Here is a 16069-nt window from a genome sequence, read left to right as displayed (position 1 = left end):
AGCATTGATCAAGAATTGCAACAAAAGCACTTATTGTGGGTGGATCATCTTTTTAGGATCGACGAACCGGTCATAAATTTCAGCAGAGACACCTGCTTTCAAGGCTTCATCACGTAAATTTGTGCCATTTTTATGAGCTGTTTTAGCGATTTCAGCTGCTTTTTCATAGCCAATTTCCGGAGCCAATGCTGTCACTAACATGAGAGAGCGTTCCATAAGAGAATGGATATGGTCTCGGTTGGCGCGCAGTCCTTGAATACAATGCGTGCTAAAGGATCGCATAGAATCTCCTAAGAGAGAAAGCGACTGTAAAACATTATAACCGATGATCGGTTTAAAGGTGTTGAGCTCAAAATGACCTTGGCTAGCTGCAAACGTTATACTGGTATGATTACCAAAGATTTGGCATGCAACCATGCTCAAGGCTTCACATTGTGTAGGATTAACTTTTCCTGGCATGATAGAAGACCCAGGTTCATTTTCTGGGAGACTAAGTTCGCCTAATCCTGAACGCGGTCCTGATCCTAAGAAGCGAATGTCATTGGCAATTTTAAACAGATCTGCTGCTAATGCATTGAGGCTGCCGTGAAAATTTGCAAGGGCTCCATGGTGTGCGAGGGCTTCAAATTTATTGTTAGCAGTTTTAAAGGTCACACCTGTGAGAGAAGTAATTGTTTCAGCAAAGGCAACATCAAAACCTTGTGGTGCATTAAGACCGGTTCCAACAGCCGTGCCACCTTGCGCAAGGGTTTGGACATCAGTCAAAGCCATTGCAATACGATGGCGGTTTGCTTCAAGCGCGGCCCGATAGCCTGAAAATTCTTGCCCCAGTGTAAGGGGCGTTGCGTCTTGCGTATGGGTACGCCCAATTTTAATAATGTCTGAAAATTCAGTTTCCTTTTTTTGGATGTCACCGATAAGAGTGTCAAGAATTGGAAGGAGATGTTGGTGTGTTTGCAGTGCGGTAGCGATATGGAGAGCTGTTGGGAAGGAGTCATTTGAGGATTGGCTCATATTAACGTGATCATTGGGGTGAACAGGCGATTTACTGCCAAGTTTCCCTCCCAAAAGGACGCTGGCGTGGTTGGCAATCACTTCATTGACATTCATATTGCTCTGCGTTCCAGAACCTGTTTGCCAGACTGAGAGTGGGAAATGTGTATCGAATGCACCAGCAAGCACTTCATCAGCAGCAAGGATAATTGCTTCTCCTATCTTTTTCTCGAGTTTTCCTTTTTGCATATTTACGAGAGCTGCTGCCTTTTTAATAAGGCTTAAAGCATAAATCAAAGAAAGGGGCTGCTTTTCTGTTCCAATATTAAAATGATGTAAAGAACGCTCAGTTTGAGCACCCCAGTAGCGGTCTTGAGGGACTGAAATTGCTCCAAAACTATCCATTTCTTGACGTGTTTTGACCATAAATAAAATCCTTCTATCTTCATCTCATTTTTGTGGTTTAAATCGACGTATAAAGAAATTTGTTTTAAGATAATGTATAGAAAAATAAATATTACTCAACAGAAATTAAAGGAGCCAAAATATAAAATTACTCCGAAACCGCAGTGATAAAATTTTGTTCTAAAGTTCTTGACATCGTAGAGCCGCATTTTTATATAACCAGTATTGGCGCTCGTAGCAAGGGAGTGCTAACTGAGTTTAAAATCAATACATAGTTATATTCAAGTTTTAAGGGTTTAAAACATGGCTAACACAAAGTTCCGCCCGCTTCACGATCGTGTTGTCGTGCGCCGGGTTGAATCAGAAAACAAGACAGCTGGTGGGATTATTATTCCCGACACAGCACAGGAAAAACCTCAAGAAGGGGAAGTTATTGCTGTTGGCAATGGCGTCCTCAATGATAATGGACAGCGTGTATCTCTCGAAGTAAAAGAAGGAGATCGCATTTTGTTTGGCAAGTGGTCTGGAACCGAAGTCAAGATTAATGGTGAAGAGCTCTTAATCATGAAAGAATCTGATATCATGGGAATTCTCGCTTAAATCCGATTTTCCATTATTTGTAGTACATTATTTAAGACAATTAAGGAGAAAATAGATGGCTGCTAAAGAAGTAAAATTTGGCCGTGACGCACGTGAAAGGTTGTTACGTGGTGTGGATATCCTTGCTGATGCTGTTAAGGTAACACTTGGTCCTAAAGGCCGCAATGTGGTGATTGATAAATCATTTGGTGCTCCACGCATTACAAAAGATGGTGTGTCCGTTGCAAAAGAAATCGAACTTGAAAACAAGTTTGAAAATATGGGCGCGCAAATGTTGCGTGAAGTTGCCTCAAAAACCAACGATATTGCTGGTGATGGAACGACAACAGCAACTGTTTTAGGGCAGGCCATCGTTCAGGAAGGTGTGAAAGCTGTTGCAGCCAGTATGAATCCAATGGATCTTAAGCGCGGAATTGATGCTGCTGTTGAAGCGGTTGTTGCAGATCTTTTCAAAAAAGCGAAGAAGATCCAAACCTCAGAAGAAATTGCACAAGTTGCAACTATTTCTGCTAATGGCGCTGAGGACATCGGTAAAATGATTGCTGATGCTATGGAAAAAGTCGGTAATGAAGGTGTTATCACGGTAGAAGAAGCAAAAACAGCTGAAACTGAGTTGGAAGTTGTTGAAGGAATGCAGTTTGATCGTGGGTATCTTTCTCCTTACTTTGTCACCAATTCTGAAAAAATGATGGTTGATCTTGATGATCCTTACATCCTTATTCATGAAAAGAAATTGTCTAATCTGCAATCTTTGTTGCCTGTGCTTGAAGCTGTTGTTCAGTCTGGTAAGCCTCTTCTCATTATCGCTGAAGATGTAGAAGGTGAAGCTTTGGCAACGCTCGTTGTAAACAAGTTGCGTGGTGGTTTAAAAATTGCTGCTGTTAAAGCTCCAGGTTTTGGTGACCGCCGTAAAGCTATGTTGGAAGATATTGCAGTTTTGACTTCTGGTCAGGTGATTTCTGAAGATGTCGGTATTAAGCTTGAAAATGTAACTTTAGAAATGCTTGGACGCGCTAAAAAAGTGCATGTTTCTAAAGAAACCACAACCATTGTTGATGGTGCTGGACAAAAGTCTGAAATCAATGCACGTGTTAGCCAGATTAAGGCACAGATTGAAGAAACAACTTCTGACTATGACCGTGAGAAATTGCAAGAAAGACTTGCAAAACTTGCTGGTGGTGTTGCCGTTATCCGTGTTGGTGGTTCAACAGAAGTTGAAGTGAAAGAAAAGAAAGACCGTGTTGATGACGCGTTGAACGCAACACGTGCTGCTGTAGAGGAAGGGATTGTTCCTGGTGGTGGAACTGCGCTCTTGCGTGCTGCAAAGGCTCTTTCTATTAAAGGGAAAAACCCAGATCAAGAAGCAGGTATTGGTATCATCCGCCGTGCTTTGCAAGCTCCAGCACGTCAGATTGCTCATAATGCAGGTGAAGAAGCAGCGGTTATTGTTGGCAAAGTGCTTGAAAATTGTTCAGATACATTTGGTTACAATACAGCAACGGCTCAATTCGGTGATTTGATTTCTTTTGGGATCGTTGATCCAGTGAAGGTTGTGCGTTCTGCTCTGCAAAATGCAGCATCAATCGCAAGTCTTTTGATCACGACAGAAGCGATGGTTGCTGAAGTTCCGAAGAAAGAAGCAGCAGCGCCTGCAATGCCAGGTGGCGGAATGGGCGGAATGGATTTCTAAGCCAACTCACAAAGAAATAGATAAGAAACGGGCCAATCGGCCCGTTTTTTTATGCTTTTCTTTATTTGAAAGACATGAAAGAGCTGCATGTAAAAGATCTGCAAAAGAGAGCTTCTAAGAGTCGCTAATAGTCCTTGATCCTTGATTGGCAGCGCTTACCGTTTCTTGGCAGAAAAAACTTCATATTTGCTAGCGAAAAAGCTCGCTATTGATTTTCTAGCGAAAAAGCCCGTCTTGAAAACATCTTATCTTGAAAAAAGCTGAAAAAGCTTGTTTTGAAAAAATCCCGCTATTGAAAATATTTTGTCTTGACTGGAGAGATACAGTTGAAAGTTGGCATGTGTTAAAACTGATATGTATAAAATGTTAAAATTGACATGTATAAAATTGGTACAGGACAGTTGGTAAGACACTGATTGTTTAGCTAAGAGCCATTCGTTCATTCGCAAATATTTTTCTAAATTAGCTATAGTTTTTTGTATGTTCTGCTCTTGTTTATCATAAATGAGCATACGACTACATTATAGAAAGAGATCTTACTCTTTGCACTCATAAAATGCTTTTTGCGTGCAAGAGTATGGGCAATGTTATGAATGAATAGTCTTGAAAAGTAAAATCTTTCTTATTCCGTTGTGTAATAGAGGATGAAGCGTGTCATAGATTTGTCTTAGTTTTTCTCACTGTGGCATGGCTTCAACGCCTACAACTTCTGGAATAAAATGTCGTAGCAGATTTTCAATACCATGTTTTAATGTTGCTGTAGAAGAAGGGCACCCAGCACAAGCCCCGCGCATATTAAGGTAAACAATACCATGTTCAAAACCGCGGAAGGTGATATCTCCGCCATCATTCGCAACAGCTGGACGCACACGTGTTTCTAGCAATTCTTTTATCGTGCTCACAATATCAGCATCTTTTTCATCATAAAATTCTTCATTATGAGTATGGCTTTGTGCATGTGCAGCAGCCCCTGTACTGACAATCGGGGCATTGGACAGAAGATGTTCCATAATGGTGCCCAGAATAACCGGTTTAAGGTGTTGCCACTCACCGTCACTCTTTGTCACCGTGATAAAATCATACCCTAATAAAACGCCACTAACATTAGAAATTTGAAATAATTTAGCCGCTAAGGGGGAGCCTAAAGCAGCAGCTTCGCTATCACGAAATTCTAACACACCTTCAGAGAGGATTACGCGGCCTGGCAAAAATTTGAGTGTTGCAGGGTTAGGTGTGGTTTCAGTCTGTATAAACATATAGACGATCCTTTTATGTCTCGGGTTTAGGAAAAAATTGGACCTATAAATATCTTTCAAGGGAAGTGCTTTATATTTTTTATTCCAAAGACACCATAGGGACTTTATTGCAGAGATCTTACAAAATAGGAAGGATAAAAATGGAAAAATCTCTTCTCTGATAGATGATGCAAATCTGGTAGATGATATAAATCTGATAGCTGGTGATATAGGCATTTTAGTTTTTCCTATGATAAAAAGCTAAAGCTTATGATAACGATAGTTCTGATGATCATTAATCATTTTGTCTTCTTATTTGTGAGAATTTCTTTGTCTTCTTATTTATGAGAATTTCATTGTACACTTTTTATTGCAGAGGCTATTTTTTGGCGTGCATTTTTCGTTTTTTCATGCGTGTATCTGAAAAATAGAGGGAACGTCTGCTTATTCAATGAATTGAATCTTCAGTATAGCCATAGCGCTTAAGACAATATCTTCTATTAATAAGTAAAAATATGTATAATGTATGTCAACTATATGTAAGATATATTTAGGACATAAGTTATCTATCCATACACTATATTTTAAAAAGCGTGATAAGAAGGGTTATGCCAGCAATCGTGTTTTGCTCAACAAAAGGCGGTGTTGGAAAGTCGACATCTGCACTTGACTTGTTTTTCGCAAGTCGTGGCCTATCATGAATGAGAAGTAAAAATCATTAATATGGATTCCCAATCAGTCCGTTGTGCATGAATGATGAGCAAAGTGCTCATCCTCATTATCCATCCAACATAGAAGTTCAGGGTGGAGTCAATGAAAATAACATTATTGAAATTATTGACGAAGCAGCTAAAACCCATAGCTGTGTGATTATGGATCTTGAAGGATCAGCTAATCTACCAGCATCTCATGCGATGAGTCGTGCTGGTATGCTTATTACCCTGATGTCAGGAACAAAACTTGATAGCCATGAAGCGGCAGAAGTTATTGCTTTTATTGCATGTGAAGGTAAAGCACGCAGGCATCATATTCCTTATCGTATCTTATCTTCAAAATATTCTGCGATCCAGATGCGTGAAGAAAGAGACATTCGTAAAGAAATGGGGGAAGCTAAGATTCCTATTCTTGCACATGGAATGGTGAATAAGGCTGCCTTTTCTACTTTTTTTGGTTTTGGTTGCACAATTTATCATCTTAATAAGGGGGATTTTCAAACATTGAATCTGCTGTTGTTAATGCTGAACACGTTGCTACAGATATTGTGCAAGAGTTGAAGAATGAAACAGGAATATGGTGGTCAAAGAGCGTAAATCAACAGTTTCACCCTTTAGATACACTTTCCGGTTTAGAGCCTATGACGAAAGCTTTTAAACGTGAGAGAAGAGATATTGAAAAATTGCTCAACAAAGCGAAGCGGGTTCACAATACGTTATGATTTTTTTGTAAACTAAGATGAGCCTATTTTACAAAATCTGATCATGTTGATGGTCGCTCCAAGCGTCATAGTCTGAAAACAAATCGCATAAACCTTTTCTATTCGACCAGATGTTGATGAAAATTTCGTCTTCTTGCTGAGGAATTAACACTACCAAAGCAAAGTATTTTGTCTTTTGCCATGTTTTGCAATTTTTGATCGATCATTAAAAAATAAATAATGTTTCTGACTGATTATTGAATTTGGCTAACTATTGATTTTTTCGGCTGTTGAATTTGGCCAATTTTTGAAGAAACCATAGGAGACTGATGATGCTTTTAAAGTGAGTATTGTCATTCTTAATTAAAGAGGAAGTAAAGCAGAAAATTGCTGAATTTTTTACTTTACGAAGAAAAATAGTTTTTCTCAAATTGTGCAATCAAGCGCTTAACTTTCTGAGCGAATGATTTATTATACTAACCTCTATTGAGTCATTCTTATCCCTGATAAATTAAGCTATGAATTTTATTAATGCAAAGGACACTTATTATTGAAGAAGCGGTGCGGTTATGCACATGATGCGCTATTGATTGTTAGCAGCGAAATAGCAACCAATAGGCTAACATCTATAATACAAAGGAAGAAAGTTACGACAAGAAAAATAGCATAAAAGAGGAGCACAAAAGGAAAAGGTCGAGTCGCAGGGCGAGCAAGCATCCTCTAGGGTTTCAGATTAGGTACAAGGCATTCAAGATAAAAAAGTTAAGAGGGCAAGCCAAAAGGGGGAAGGGGGGAGCCCCAGAAAGTCTTTATTTCCTTGTTTTGGTTGCCATGTGTTTTGTATTATATTGTGTTTTATATTATATCATGTGTTGTTTATGGAACAGATAGACTTTATGAATTTTGTAACAATCCTACAATATCACGGATTTGTTTCATATTTTTTTCTGCCAAAGCACTTGCTCGTTCTGCACCATTGCGCAAAACAGTATCAATATACGCATTGTCTTGATGAAGGCGCTTTAATTCTTGTGTGATGGGTGCCAATTTATCAACGGCAAGATCAGCCAAAGCAGATTTAAAAAACGAAAATTGTTGACCAGAGAATTCTAACAGAACCTTTTCTTTACTCACTTCTGCAAGTGCGGCATAAATACCAAGCAAATTATCAACTTCCGGGCGTTCTTTTAGATCATCCAATGTATCCGGTAAGGGAGCGGAATCAGTTTTTGCTTTGCGTATTTTTTGGGTAATGAGATCCACATCATCTGTTAAATTAATCCGTGAAAAATCTGAAGGATCTGATTTTGACATTTTCTTCGTGCCATCACGCAAAGACATAATGCGTGTAGCCGCGTTGCCAATAATCGCTTCTGGTATGGGAAAAAAGCCTTGTACTTTTTTTTCATCATCTGGCTGAGACAGACCATAGTTTAAGTCTGCAATACGCTCAGCATAGTCATTATTGAATTTTTGAGCAATGTCACGTGTTAGCTCAATATGTTGTTTTTGATCTTCGCCCACGGGGACATGGGTTGCACGGTAGACGAGAATATCAGCAGCCATAAGGCTGGGGTAAGCAAAAAGGCCAAGGGATGCTTGTTCGCGATTTTTGCCAGCTTTATCTTTAAATTGTGTCATGCGTTGCAGCCAGCCGATGCGAGCAATACAATTAAAGATCCACGCTAATTCAGTATGTTGAAAGACCCGTGATTGGTTAAAAATAATCTGTTTTTCGGGGTCAATACCACTGGCTAAAAAGGTCGCTGCAGCTGCTCGGGTAGAGTGCATTACGGTGAGCGGATCCGGATTAACGGTTAAGGCATGCATATCAACGACACAATAAAGGCAAGGATAGGATGCTTGCAAGGCCACCCACTGTTTGATAGCGCCAAGATAATTCCCAAGATGCAGATTGCCACTCGGTTGTACACCAGAAAAAACAAGCGGTGCAAAGGTATCCATAGAATAGGCCTTTCTCAATAAGGTTCTACAATAGAGATTTTACTTTGTGGCAGAGCGTTTATCTGAAAGCAAGATAAAACATTATAAGTGCTTTTTCAATTTTTTCCATAAAAGCGAAATATAATCAGTGCCCAACAAAAAGCATATGATAAAATAAATCGCTAGGATTGTAATGACTAAGCCTGTCAAAGTGCTAGCACGCAAGAAAAATGATGCAGATGAGGACAAAGGAACAGACAAAAACTCATGCGCATAATATAAAGCTACAGCCATCAAACAAATAGCGATGATCAGGCGCATAATCCATTTGATGAGCTTTATGTCATATTTCCAATAGCCGCGTTTGATCAGGGCTGTGCACAGTAAGAGTGTATTGACCCATGCAGAGGTAATTTCAGCAATGACTATGCCTCGTGCTGAGAAAAGCGGGAATAAGATCAAGGCTAAGCTGACATTAATGAAAACGCAAATGCCTGAAAAAATCATCGGTGTTTTTGTGTCTTCATGGGCAAAGAAGCTTGGGATAAAAATCTTGATCAGCACAAAAGCAGGCAGCCCTAATCCATAAAGGGCCAGCAGATATGCCACACTGTCTGTCGATTCACTGGTAAATTGACCACGTTCAAAAAGCAAACTAACAATAGGGGTAGAAATAAGGAAGAAAAGAACAGACGCTGGTAAGGTTAAGAACAAGGTCAGCTCAATTGAACGATTTTGTAGATTGTTCGCTTCCGTATAATTTTTGCTACGCAGAGCTTTTGTTAATTCGGGCAACAAAACAGTTGCCACAGCAATGCCAACAACACCAAGTGGGACCTGATAAAGACGGTCCGCATATACAAGCGAGGAGACAGCCCCTGATTGGCTAGAGGCAATGTTGGTATTGATTAACAAATTGATCTGTGTGATCCCCCCTGTGACGGCCGCAGGGAGCGCCAAAGTTAAAAGTTGACGTACATTGGGGCCAAAATGAGGAAAGCGTAAGCAAATTTTCATACCGCTTTGGCGCAAAGCAAAGGCAATTAAGCCCAATTGAATAAGGCCTGCTGCCATCACACCCCAGGACAGGTTTAACCCAATATGCCAGGGATCAAGCTGGTAGATCCAAGTATAGATAAGAACACCAATCAGGATAATATTCAAAAAGACAGGGGCAATAGCGGCAACAAAATAGCGTTGCAGTGCATTAAGCATCCCTCCCATCATGGCAGCCAGAGACATGCATGTTAAATAAGGAAACATGATCGCAGTAAAACGAACTGTAGCGCTAAATTTTGTTGCGTCTTCTACAAATCCTGGTGCAATAACTGTCCGCACTAAAAAAGGCATGCTCAATTCCATGACAATGGTTAAAAGTAAGAGCAAAGAAAATAAAACACCAAATACTTCTTCTGCGAATTGACAGGCTTTTTCTCTCCCATCTTCAGTAATTTTTTTTGAAAAAAGAGGGACAAAGGCTGCATTAAAAGCCCCTTCAGCAAAAAATCGGCGGAATGTATTGGGAAACCGAAAAGCAACGTTAAATGCGTCAGAAACAGGGCCTGTTCCAAAGGCGGCAGCCATCAGCATTTCACGTACAAAGCCAAATATGCGGCTCATTAAAGTTCCAGAAGCAACGGTTGCAAATTTTTTAATTAAGCTCATAAATATTCTTTTTTATTCGGCTAAAGGTACGTTGGGTATCGTATCCATGGGAAAATGTATCATGGAATACTGAGCAAGAAGCCCTTTAAAATCATGAACATGTCATTAATGTGTTTATATAATCCTATATTCCGCGGTATCTTTATTTATGGTGGTGCTCATCCTACTATGGTTTTACCCTAAAGGGACACTTATGTGACAAGGGTGCCGATATGATAAAAATATCGATAGGATAAGCGTACCATGTTACGATGCACTGATGTTACAATATATCTATGTTACGATGGCGATGATCCCTCTGTCAATGAAATGCATCAATGCTGCAATTCATCAATAGCCATTTCATGGGCAAGCATAAGAAAATGATTGATTTTATATCAAGCCTATCAAAAAAATATTAAGCGATGATGTAAGACAAAATCACCTATTCTTTTTTCTGCAGTTCACATATTATAAGCAGGCTGTTTGTTTTCTCTTTATGATATCTGTCAACTATTTTGGCGTATGGGCAGGGGTGGTTTGTTGAAGGGGTCAACAGGAAAAAGAGAGAATGCAGCCAGGTGAGATGCCATATAAAATCAGGTGAGATGCCGTATAAAATAAAGAGATCTCTCGGTGTTTTAGGGTGAAAACTTGCGAAAGTGCAGTGGCCACATTTTGAGAAAGAAGATGACAAAAAAACGATCTTACGATAAAACGCGTTGCGATCAAGAATTTGGTCATGAAAACGATCCCATAAACAGCTCAACATATGATGAGATGTAGCATGAAAGAACTGACCCATATTGATCCTATGATAGCCGATTATGATGCTGTATTTTGTGATGTTTGGGGCGTTTTGCATGATGGTGTGTGCGCGTTTGAGCCAGCGCTGAAAGCGCTGAAAACAATGCGACAAATGGGAAAAACTGTCATTTTGTTGACCAATTCACCCCGGATACAGCAAGATATTATTACTCAATTGCACAGTGTGAAGGTGAGTGCTGAATGTTATGACGCCATCATCACTTCGGGTGATGTTACACGTGATCTTATTCGTGCTGCACCGCGTAAGGTTTTTTTCATTGGTCCACAACATGATTTAGTTTTGTTGGCAGGGTTAGACCGTGAACTTGTTGCAGAAGAGGAAGCTGCTGCGGTGGTGTGTACTGGCTTTCTTGAAGAGGTTGGGCTTACACCACAAGATTATGAAGAGCTATTTCAGCGTATGCAAGCACGAAATTTGCCTTTTATTTGCGCCAATCCTGATATCGTTGTTTATTATGGGAAGCAGGAAGCCTGGTGCGCAGGCGCCTTGGCTCGTCTGTATCAAAATTTAGGGGGTAAAGTGCATTTTGCTGGCAAACCCCATCCCCCTATTTATGATTGTGCTTTTAAGATTTTGCAAAATCTCCGCGGGACAGTAGAAAAAAGCCGGATTTTAGCGATTGGCGATGGTCTTTTGACGGATGTGAAAGGTGCTGTCGATTTTGGCATTGATGTACTTTATATTGCCGGTGGTATTCATCGTCATGATTATATAAAAAATAATGTCATAGATAAAGATGCGTTATCCTCTCTTTTTGACCGTCACGGTTATCAGCCACAAGCAATTATGTGGGCGCTTCAATAATGACAGATTTTTTACGTCTTCAAAGCTATTCAATGCTTCCCTCCGTTTTGCGTGGTGCTGTGTTGGCTATTGGAAATTTTGATGGTGTTCATCGGGGTCATCAACAAGTGCTACAGAAAGCTCTTGAAATAGCGCGGGCTCAAAATAAGCCAGCTCTTGTTTTAACTTTTGAACCGCATCCAAGGGTTTTTTTTCAAAATTCAACGCCTGTTTATCGTTTAACAGAGGCTGCTGAAAAGGCTGAAATTTTCAAAGTTCTTGGATTTAATGGTGTGATTGAACAGCCTTTTGATGCGCAATTTGCCTCTCTTTCAGCAGATGACTTTGTTACTACCATTTTAAAACAAGATTTGGATGTCTCTGTTGTGGTGACGGGGGATAATTTTCAATTTGGTTGTCATAAAAGCGGCAATGTCTCCTTTTTATCGCAAAAAGGAAAAGAAGAGGGTTTTGCGGTTGTTCAGGTATCTTCTGTGCGGAGCGCATCAGGGCAGACGATTTCTTCTAGTTTGATTCGTCAACTTTTAGCACAAAAACAAATAGAGCAAGCAGCGTGTTTATTGGGGTACCATTATCGTGTGCGTTCAGACATTATCCATGGTGAAAAGCTTGGCCGCCTTTTGGGTTTTCCAACGGCCAATCAAGCCTTGCCTTACCAAACGACTTTAGCGCATGGTGTTTATGCTGTACGTTTGCGCCGTGCACATGGTGTTTTGTATGATGGGGTTGCCAGTTTTGGATGTCGCCCAACTATTGTAGAAAATGGGGAGGTGCTCTTGGAAACGTATGTATTTAATCTGGCGGAAGAATTTTATGGTGAAAGCTGTACTGTTTCTTTTTTACGGTTTTTGCGCGGGCAAGAAAAATTTGATGGAGTAGAACCTTTGATTGCTCAGATGCAACGGGATGAAAGAGAAGCAAAAGAAGTGATAACGAATGTGCAGCCCCTCTCCCCTTTAGATCAGTGTTTAACTTTTACAGATACCAATTAATGTTGAGACGATCTGAAAAAGACAAAAAAGCTGCAATAAGGGCGCTTAAACTCATCACAATAACGAAAATATATTGCACAATATCACGGATGATGCGGCGTTTTCTTTGTGCGATGGAGGAATCAAGAGTTTGAAGATCTGAGGGGATCATTGTTTTTTCCTTTACTGCTTGCATAAGTTTATAAGCTTTGCTGCAATAAAGGAGTTTATCGTTAATTACTTTCTGATCCGTTAAAACGAAAATTAAGGACGCGCTAAATGATAAAGATGAACAGAGCGTATCCCGTAGTTACAATAAGCAAGAATGGGATAAGACGCTGTTGTTAAAATTTGGCGCATGGCCTCTACGCTTGACTGTTCTATGGTCGGGGGCACAACAGGAACGTAATAGGCTTGTATGCCATGGTGCTGTGCTGCTTCTTGAATGGTAGAAAAATCAGGTTGATTCGGATCTTCTTTATCAGGTCTATTGCAGATGATTGTTTTAATGCCAGCATCTACGAGTGTTTGCATATGTGTGATGTCGATTTGGTTACTAACGAAAACGTCATCTTCAATTTGCCGCAATTTCATTTTATTCATCCTTATTCACGATACAATGCGTGATACTTTTTTGCCCACAAAGAAAAGATGTCTCCTATCAAGGCACGATGAAGGTTGAGATATTTATCAACTCTAAAATTTAGAAGAAATTTATACGCGATCTAAAAGGTAAAGAAGCACAAAAAATATACACCAAAAATCTTTTTATTGCTAAATTTCTATCAACTCTATGCCTGACGCTCTGCCTATTTTCAATAGGGTGTTTTTACTGAAGTGCTTTCTCAGCTTATAAAAGCATATAGAGTAAATCGGTTACCAGAGTGTTTCCGTCATCATAGCAATAACAATCATAGCATTAGTGCCGATAATCAGCATTGAATAAAGCACTGCTGTTTTTACTATGTCTGTCATAGAAGCTTCTTTCATCCTTCCCTTGTTTTGTGTAAAGATTCACAAAATGTTACAAGATGTAATATATGCTGATCTCCAACATTCGGCAAGTTTAAAATGACTTTTATTGCTTGATTGCAGAAATGAGATATTGCTTGATTGCAGAGATGAGAGGCAGGTTTACGCACCATGGGGAGAGGGAAGATTAGGCATTTTTTATTTATTCGCGGGGGATTACTTTTGTGTAAGGAAACACCGCTTTTTGAAGAAATTTGAAGAAATACGTCTTTTTGCGTGAAAACAACACATCATTTTCACGCAAGATTCATTCCGTATTTTAGAAACTGAGATAATGATCACTGAGGTCATCAATGGGGCCAAAAACCTATAACTTATAAATCTATCAAACAAGGAGAAAGGGAGAGGGTTCTCCTTGTGCTGTTGTCGCTGATGATAACCATTTAATTGCGCTGAAAATAACCATTTAAGGGAGAAATGTGTGCCGCATAATCTGAATGTTGAAGGCCAGAATCAATTTTCTGGTCGAGATGTTGCGTTTGCAGCAGGAATTATTGTGATTCTGACGGTTCTCTTTTTACCGGTTCCTGCTTTTGTTTTAGATTTAGGGCTTTCCTTTTCCATTGCTTTTTCTGTTTTGATTTTAATGGTTTCATTATGGATTCAGCGGCCGCTTGATTTTTCAGCTTTCCCAACAGTTTTGTTGATTGCGACCATGTTACGTTTATCGCTTAATATCGCGACAACTCGTGTTATTTTGACCCATGGGAATGAAGGCTATCAAGCAGCAGGGCACGTGATTCACGGTTTTTCGCAATTTGTTATGGGGGGCGATTTTGTCATTGGTCTTGTTGTTTTTGCCATTGTTATTATCGTCAATTTTTTGGTCATTACCAAAGGGGCAACGCGTATTGCTGAGGTGGGTGCGCGTTTTACACTGGATGCGATTCCAGGTAAACAAATGGCCATTGATGCGGATCTTTCATCGGGTCTTATTGATGAAAAAGAAGCACAGAGTCGCCGTCGAGAGCTAGAGGAAGAAAGCTCCTTTTTTGGGGCGATGGATGGGGCATCAAAATTTGTGCGTGGTGATGCGATCGCTGGGTTAATCATCACAGCTGTTAATATTTTTGGGGGCATTGTTATCGGTGTAACACGCCATGGGATGACCTTGTCCGGTGCGGCAGATGTGTTTACAAAGCTTTCCGTTGGTGATGGTTTGGTTACTCAGATCCCTGCATTGATTGTGTCTTTAGCCGCAGGTCTTTTGGTTTCAAAAGGGGGAACGCGTGGTTCTGCTGAAAAAGCTGTTTTAGGGCAATTAGGGGGGTATCCTAAGGCTCTTTTTGTTTCATCAATGCTTTTATTGATGCTGGGGTTAATGCCGGGCTTGCCTGCCTTTCCCTTTATTTTGCTGGGGTGTATTATGGCTGCCATTGGCTATTCTATTCCACGCCGCTTGCAAAAAGAAGCGCTTGCGCAAGAAGCTATGCAACAACAGGCAGCTCAAAGGGCTTCTCAGGAAGATGGTCAATCGGTTAAGGCCTCACTTGAGATGTTGCAAATTGAAATTGCTATGGGCAAACAATTGTCGCAACGTTTGCTGCCACAGCAGGTTGAATTGGCTAATCGCGTTGCAAAAATGCGTCGAAAATTTGCGCAAGAATATGGTTTTGTTATTCCAGAGATCCAAGTTTCTGATGATTATACCGTTCCTGCAAAAAATTATTGGATCAAATTACATGGTACAGTAGTGGCCTCTTACGAAATGCGTATCGGTGATGTGCTGATTATGCCAGGCAATAAGCCTATTCCTAATATTCCTGGTGAACAGGTAAAAGAACCCGCTTTTGGTATGAGCGCCTTTTCAACTTCAGAAACATTCCGCTCAGAATTAGTGCGTGAAGGCTATATTGCCGTTGATAATCTTTCTGTCTTATTGACCCATTTAAGTGAGGTTTTGCGCAATAATTTAGCGCAACTCTTTTCTTATCGGGATATGCGTATTATGCTAGAGCGTTTGGGCGGCGAGTATCGTAAATTGTTAGAAGAAATTTGCCCTGCGCATCTTTCTTATTCAGGGTTACAGTCAGTTTTGAAACTTCTTTTGTCTGAGCGCATTTCTATTCGTAATCTGCATCTTATTTTGGAAGCAGTTGCTGAAGTTGCTCCCCATGTTCGGCGTTCTGACCTGATTGTTGAACATGTACGGTTACGCTTATCGCAACAAATTTGTGGTGATTTGTCTGACGGTGGTGTGTTGAATGTTTTGCGGATGGGAAGCCGTTGGGATCTGGCGTTTCAGAAGGCTTTAAAATTCGATACAAAGGGTGAGATTGTTGAATTTGATCTTGATCCGATGGAACTTGAAAAATTTGGCACGGAAGCCTCAGTGATGATTCGTCAGCATATGGAAAAAGCGATACGTTTTGTCCTGATTACATCGCCACAAGCGCGGCCTTATGTCCGTATGATTATGGAGCGTCTTTTCCCAACATTGCCTGTGCTTTCTCATGCAGAAATTGCTCGTGGTGTTGAAGTCAAAACATTAGGAGTCCTCTCTTAAAA

General features: G+C 40.3%; 12 protein-coding genes. 6 read left to right on the top strand and 6 right to left on the bottom strand.

Annotated elements, in window-relative coordinates; all coding sequences use genetic code 11:
* Positions 1–30: 30 nt before the first annotated feature.
* Positions 31–1419 carry a class II fumarate hydratase gene (gene fumC / locus BARBAKC583_RS05745; protein ID WP_005767844.1) on the bottom strand — a complete coding sequence of 463 codons (1389 nt, stop codon included), beginning with the start codon at positions 1417–1419 and terminating at the stop codon, positions 31–33.
* Between the two features lie 282 nt (positions 1420–1701).
* On the opposite strand from fumC, the gene groES reads away from it, so the two are divergent.
* Together groES and groL are read left to right on the top strand one after the other, a co-directional pair.
* Positions 1702–1998 carry a co-chaperone GroES gene (gene groES, locus BARBAKC583_RS05740; protein ID WP_005767842.1) on the top strand — a complete coding sequence of 99 codons (297 nt, stop codon included), beginning with the start codon at positions 1702–1704 and terminating at the stop codon, positions 1996–1998.
* A gap of 55 nt (positions 1999–2053) precedes the next feature.
* The gene (groL, locus tag BARBAKC583_RS05735) at positions 2054–3688 is read left to right on the top strand and encodes a chaperonin GroEL (RefSeq protein WP_005767840.1); all 1635 of its coding nucleotides are present in this window, start codon (positions 2054–2056) and stop codon (positions 3686–3688) included.
* Positions 3689–4365: 677 nt separating this feature from the next.
* Here groL and BARBAKC583_RS05725 read toward each other — a convergent pair.
* Positions 4366–4944 (bottom strand): NifU family protein, encoded by a 579-nt coding sequence (locus BARBAKC583_RS05725; RefSeq protein ID WP_005767837.1) that lies wholly within the window; start codon positions 4942–4944, stop codon positions 4366–4368.
* 728 nt (positions 4945–5672) lie between these two features.
* Here BARBAKC583_RS05725 and BARBAKC583_RS05720 point away from each other — a divergent pair.
* Positions 5673–6197: a hypothetical protein gene (locus tag BARBAKC583_RS05720; protein ID WP_005767835.1), complete on the top strand. Its 525-nt coding sequence runs from the start codon at positions 5673–5675 to the stop codon at positions 6195–6197.
* A 1034-nt stretch (positions 6198–7231) separates the two neighbouring features.
* On the opposite strand, the gene trpS is transcribed toward BARBAKC583_RS05720, so the two are convergent.
* Together trpS and murJ are read right to left on the bottom strand one after the other, a co-directional pair.
* Positions 7232–8302, bottom strand: a complete 1071-nt coding sequence (gene trpS / locus BARBAKC583_RS05715; protein ID WP_005767831.1) for a tryptophan--tRNA ligase — start codon at positions 8300–8302, stop codon at positions 7232–7234.
* Between the two features lie 81 nt (positions 8303–8383).
* Positions 8384–9946 (bottom strand): murein biosynthesis integral membrane protein MurJ, encoded by a 1563-nt coding sequence (murJ, locus tag BARBAKC583_RS05710; protein ID WP_005767829.1) that lies wholly within the window; start codon positions 9944–9946, stop codon positions 8384–8386.
* A gap of 766 nt (positions 9947–10712) precedes the next feature.
* Between murJ and BARBAKC583_RS05705 the strand changes: the two genes are divergently transcribed.
* Positions 10713–11558 carry a TIGR01459 family HAD-type hydrolase gene (locus tag BARBAKC583_RS05705; RefSeq protein WP_005767826.1) on the top strand — a complete coding sequence of 282 codons (846 nt, stop codon included), beginning with the start codon at positions 10713–10715 and terminating at the stop codon, positions 11556–11558.
* The gene (locus BARBAKC583_RS05700; protein ID WP_005767824.1) at positions 11558–12550 is read left to right on the top strand and encodes a bifunctional riboflavin kinase/FAD synthetase; all 993 of its coding nucleotides are present in this window, start codon (positions 11558–11560) and stop codon (positions 12548–12550) included. Before BARBAKC583_RS05705 ends, BARBAKC583_RS05700 begins: the two co-directional genes overlap by 1 nt.
* On the opposite strand, the gene BARBAKC583_RS06995 is transcribed toward BARBAKC583_RS05700, so the two are convergent.
* Together BARBAKC583_RS06995 and BARBAKC583_RS05695 are read right to left on the bottom strand one after the other, a co-directional pair.
* Positions 12534–12701: a hypothetical protein gene (locus BARBAKC583_RS06995; protein WP_005767823.1), complete on the bottom strand. Its 168-nt coding sequence runs from the start codon at positions 12699–12701 to the stop codon at positions 12534–12536. The genes BARBAKC583_RS05700 and BARBAKC583_RS06995 overlap by 17 nt on opposite strands.
* Before the next feature lie 92 nt (positions 12702–12793).
* Positions 12794–13123, bottom strand: coding sequence for a protein tyrosine phosphatase family protein (locus tag BARBAKC583_RS05695; RefSeq protein ID WP_005767821.1), 330 nt, complete (start codon positions 13121–13123; stop codon positions 12794–12796).
* A gap of 859 nt (positions 13124–13982) precedes the next feature.
* On the opposite strand from BARBAKC583_RS05695, the gene flhA reads away from it, so the two are divergent.
* Positions 13983–16067 carry a flagellar biosynthesis protein FlhA gene (gene flhA / locus BARBAKC583_RS05690; protein ID WP_005767817.1) on the top strand — a complete coding sequence of 695 codons (2085 nt, stop codon included), beginning with the start codon at positions 13983–13985 and terminating at the stop codon, positions 16065–16067.
* The last annotated feature ends 2 nt before the right edge of the window (positions 16068–16069 follow it).

The sequence above is a fragment of the Bartonella bacilliformis KC583 genome (genome assembly GCF_000015445.1).
Lineage (GTDB): Bacteria > Pseudomonadota > Alphaproteobacteria > Rhizobiales > Rhizobiaceae > Bartonella > Bartonella bacilliformis.
The sequence above is the reverse complement of the archived record's forward strand: the minus strand, read 5'-3'. Positions and strand labels throughout refer to the sequence as shown.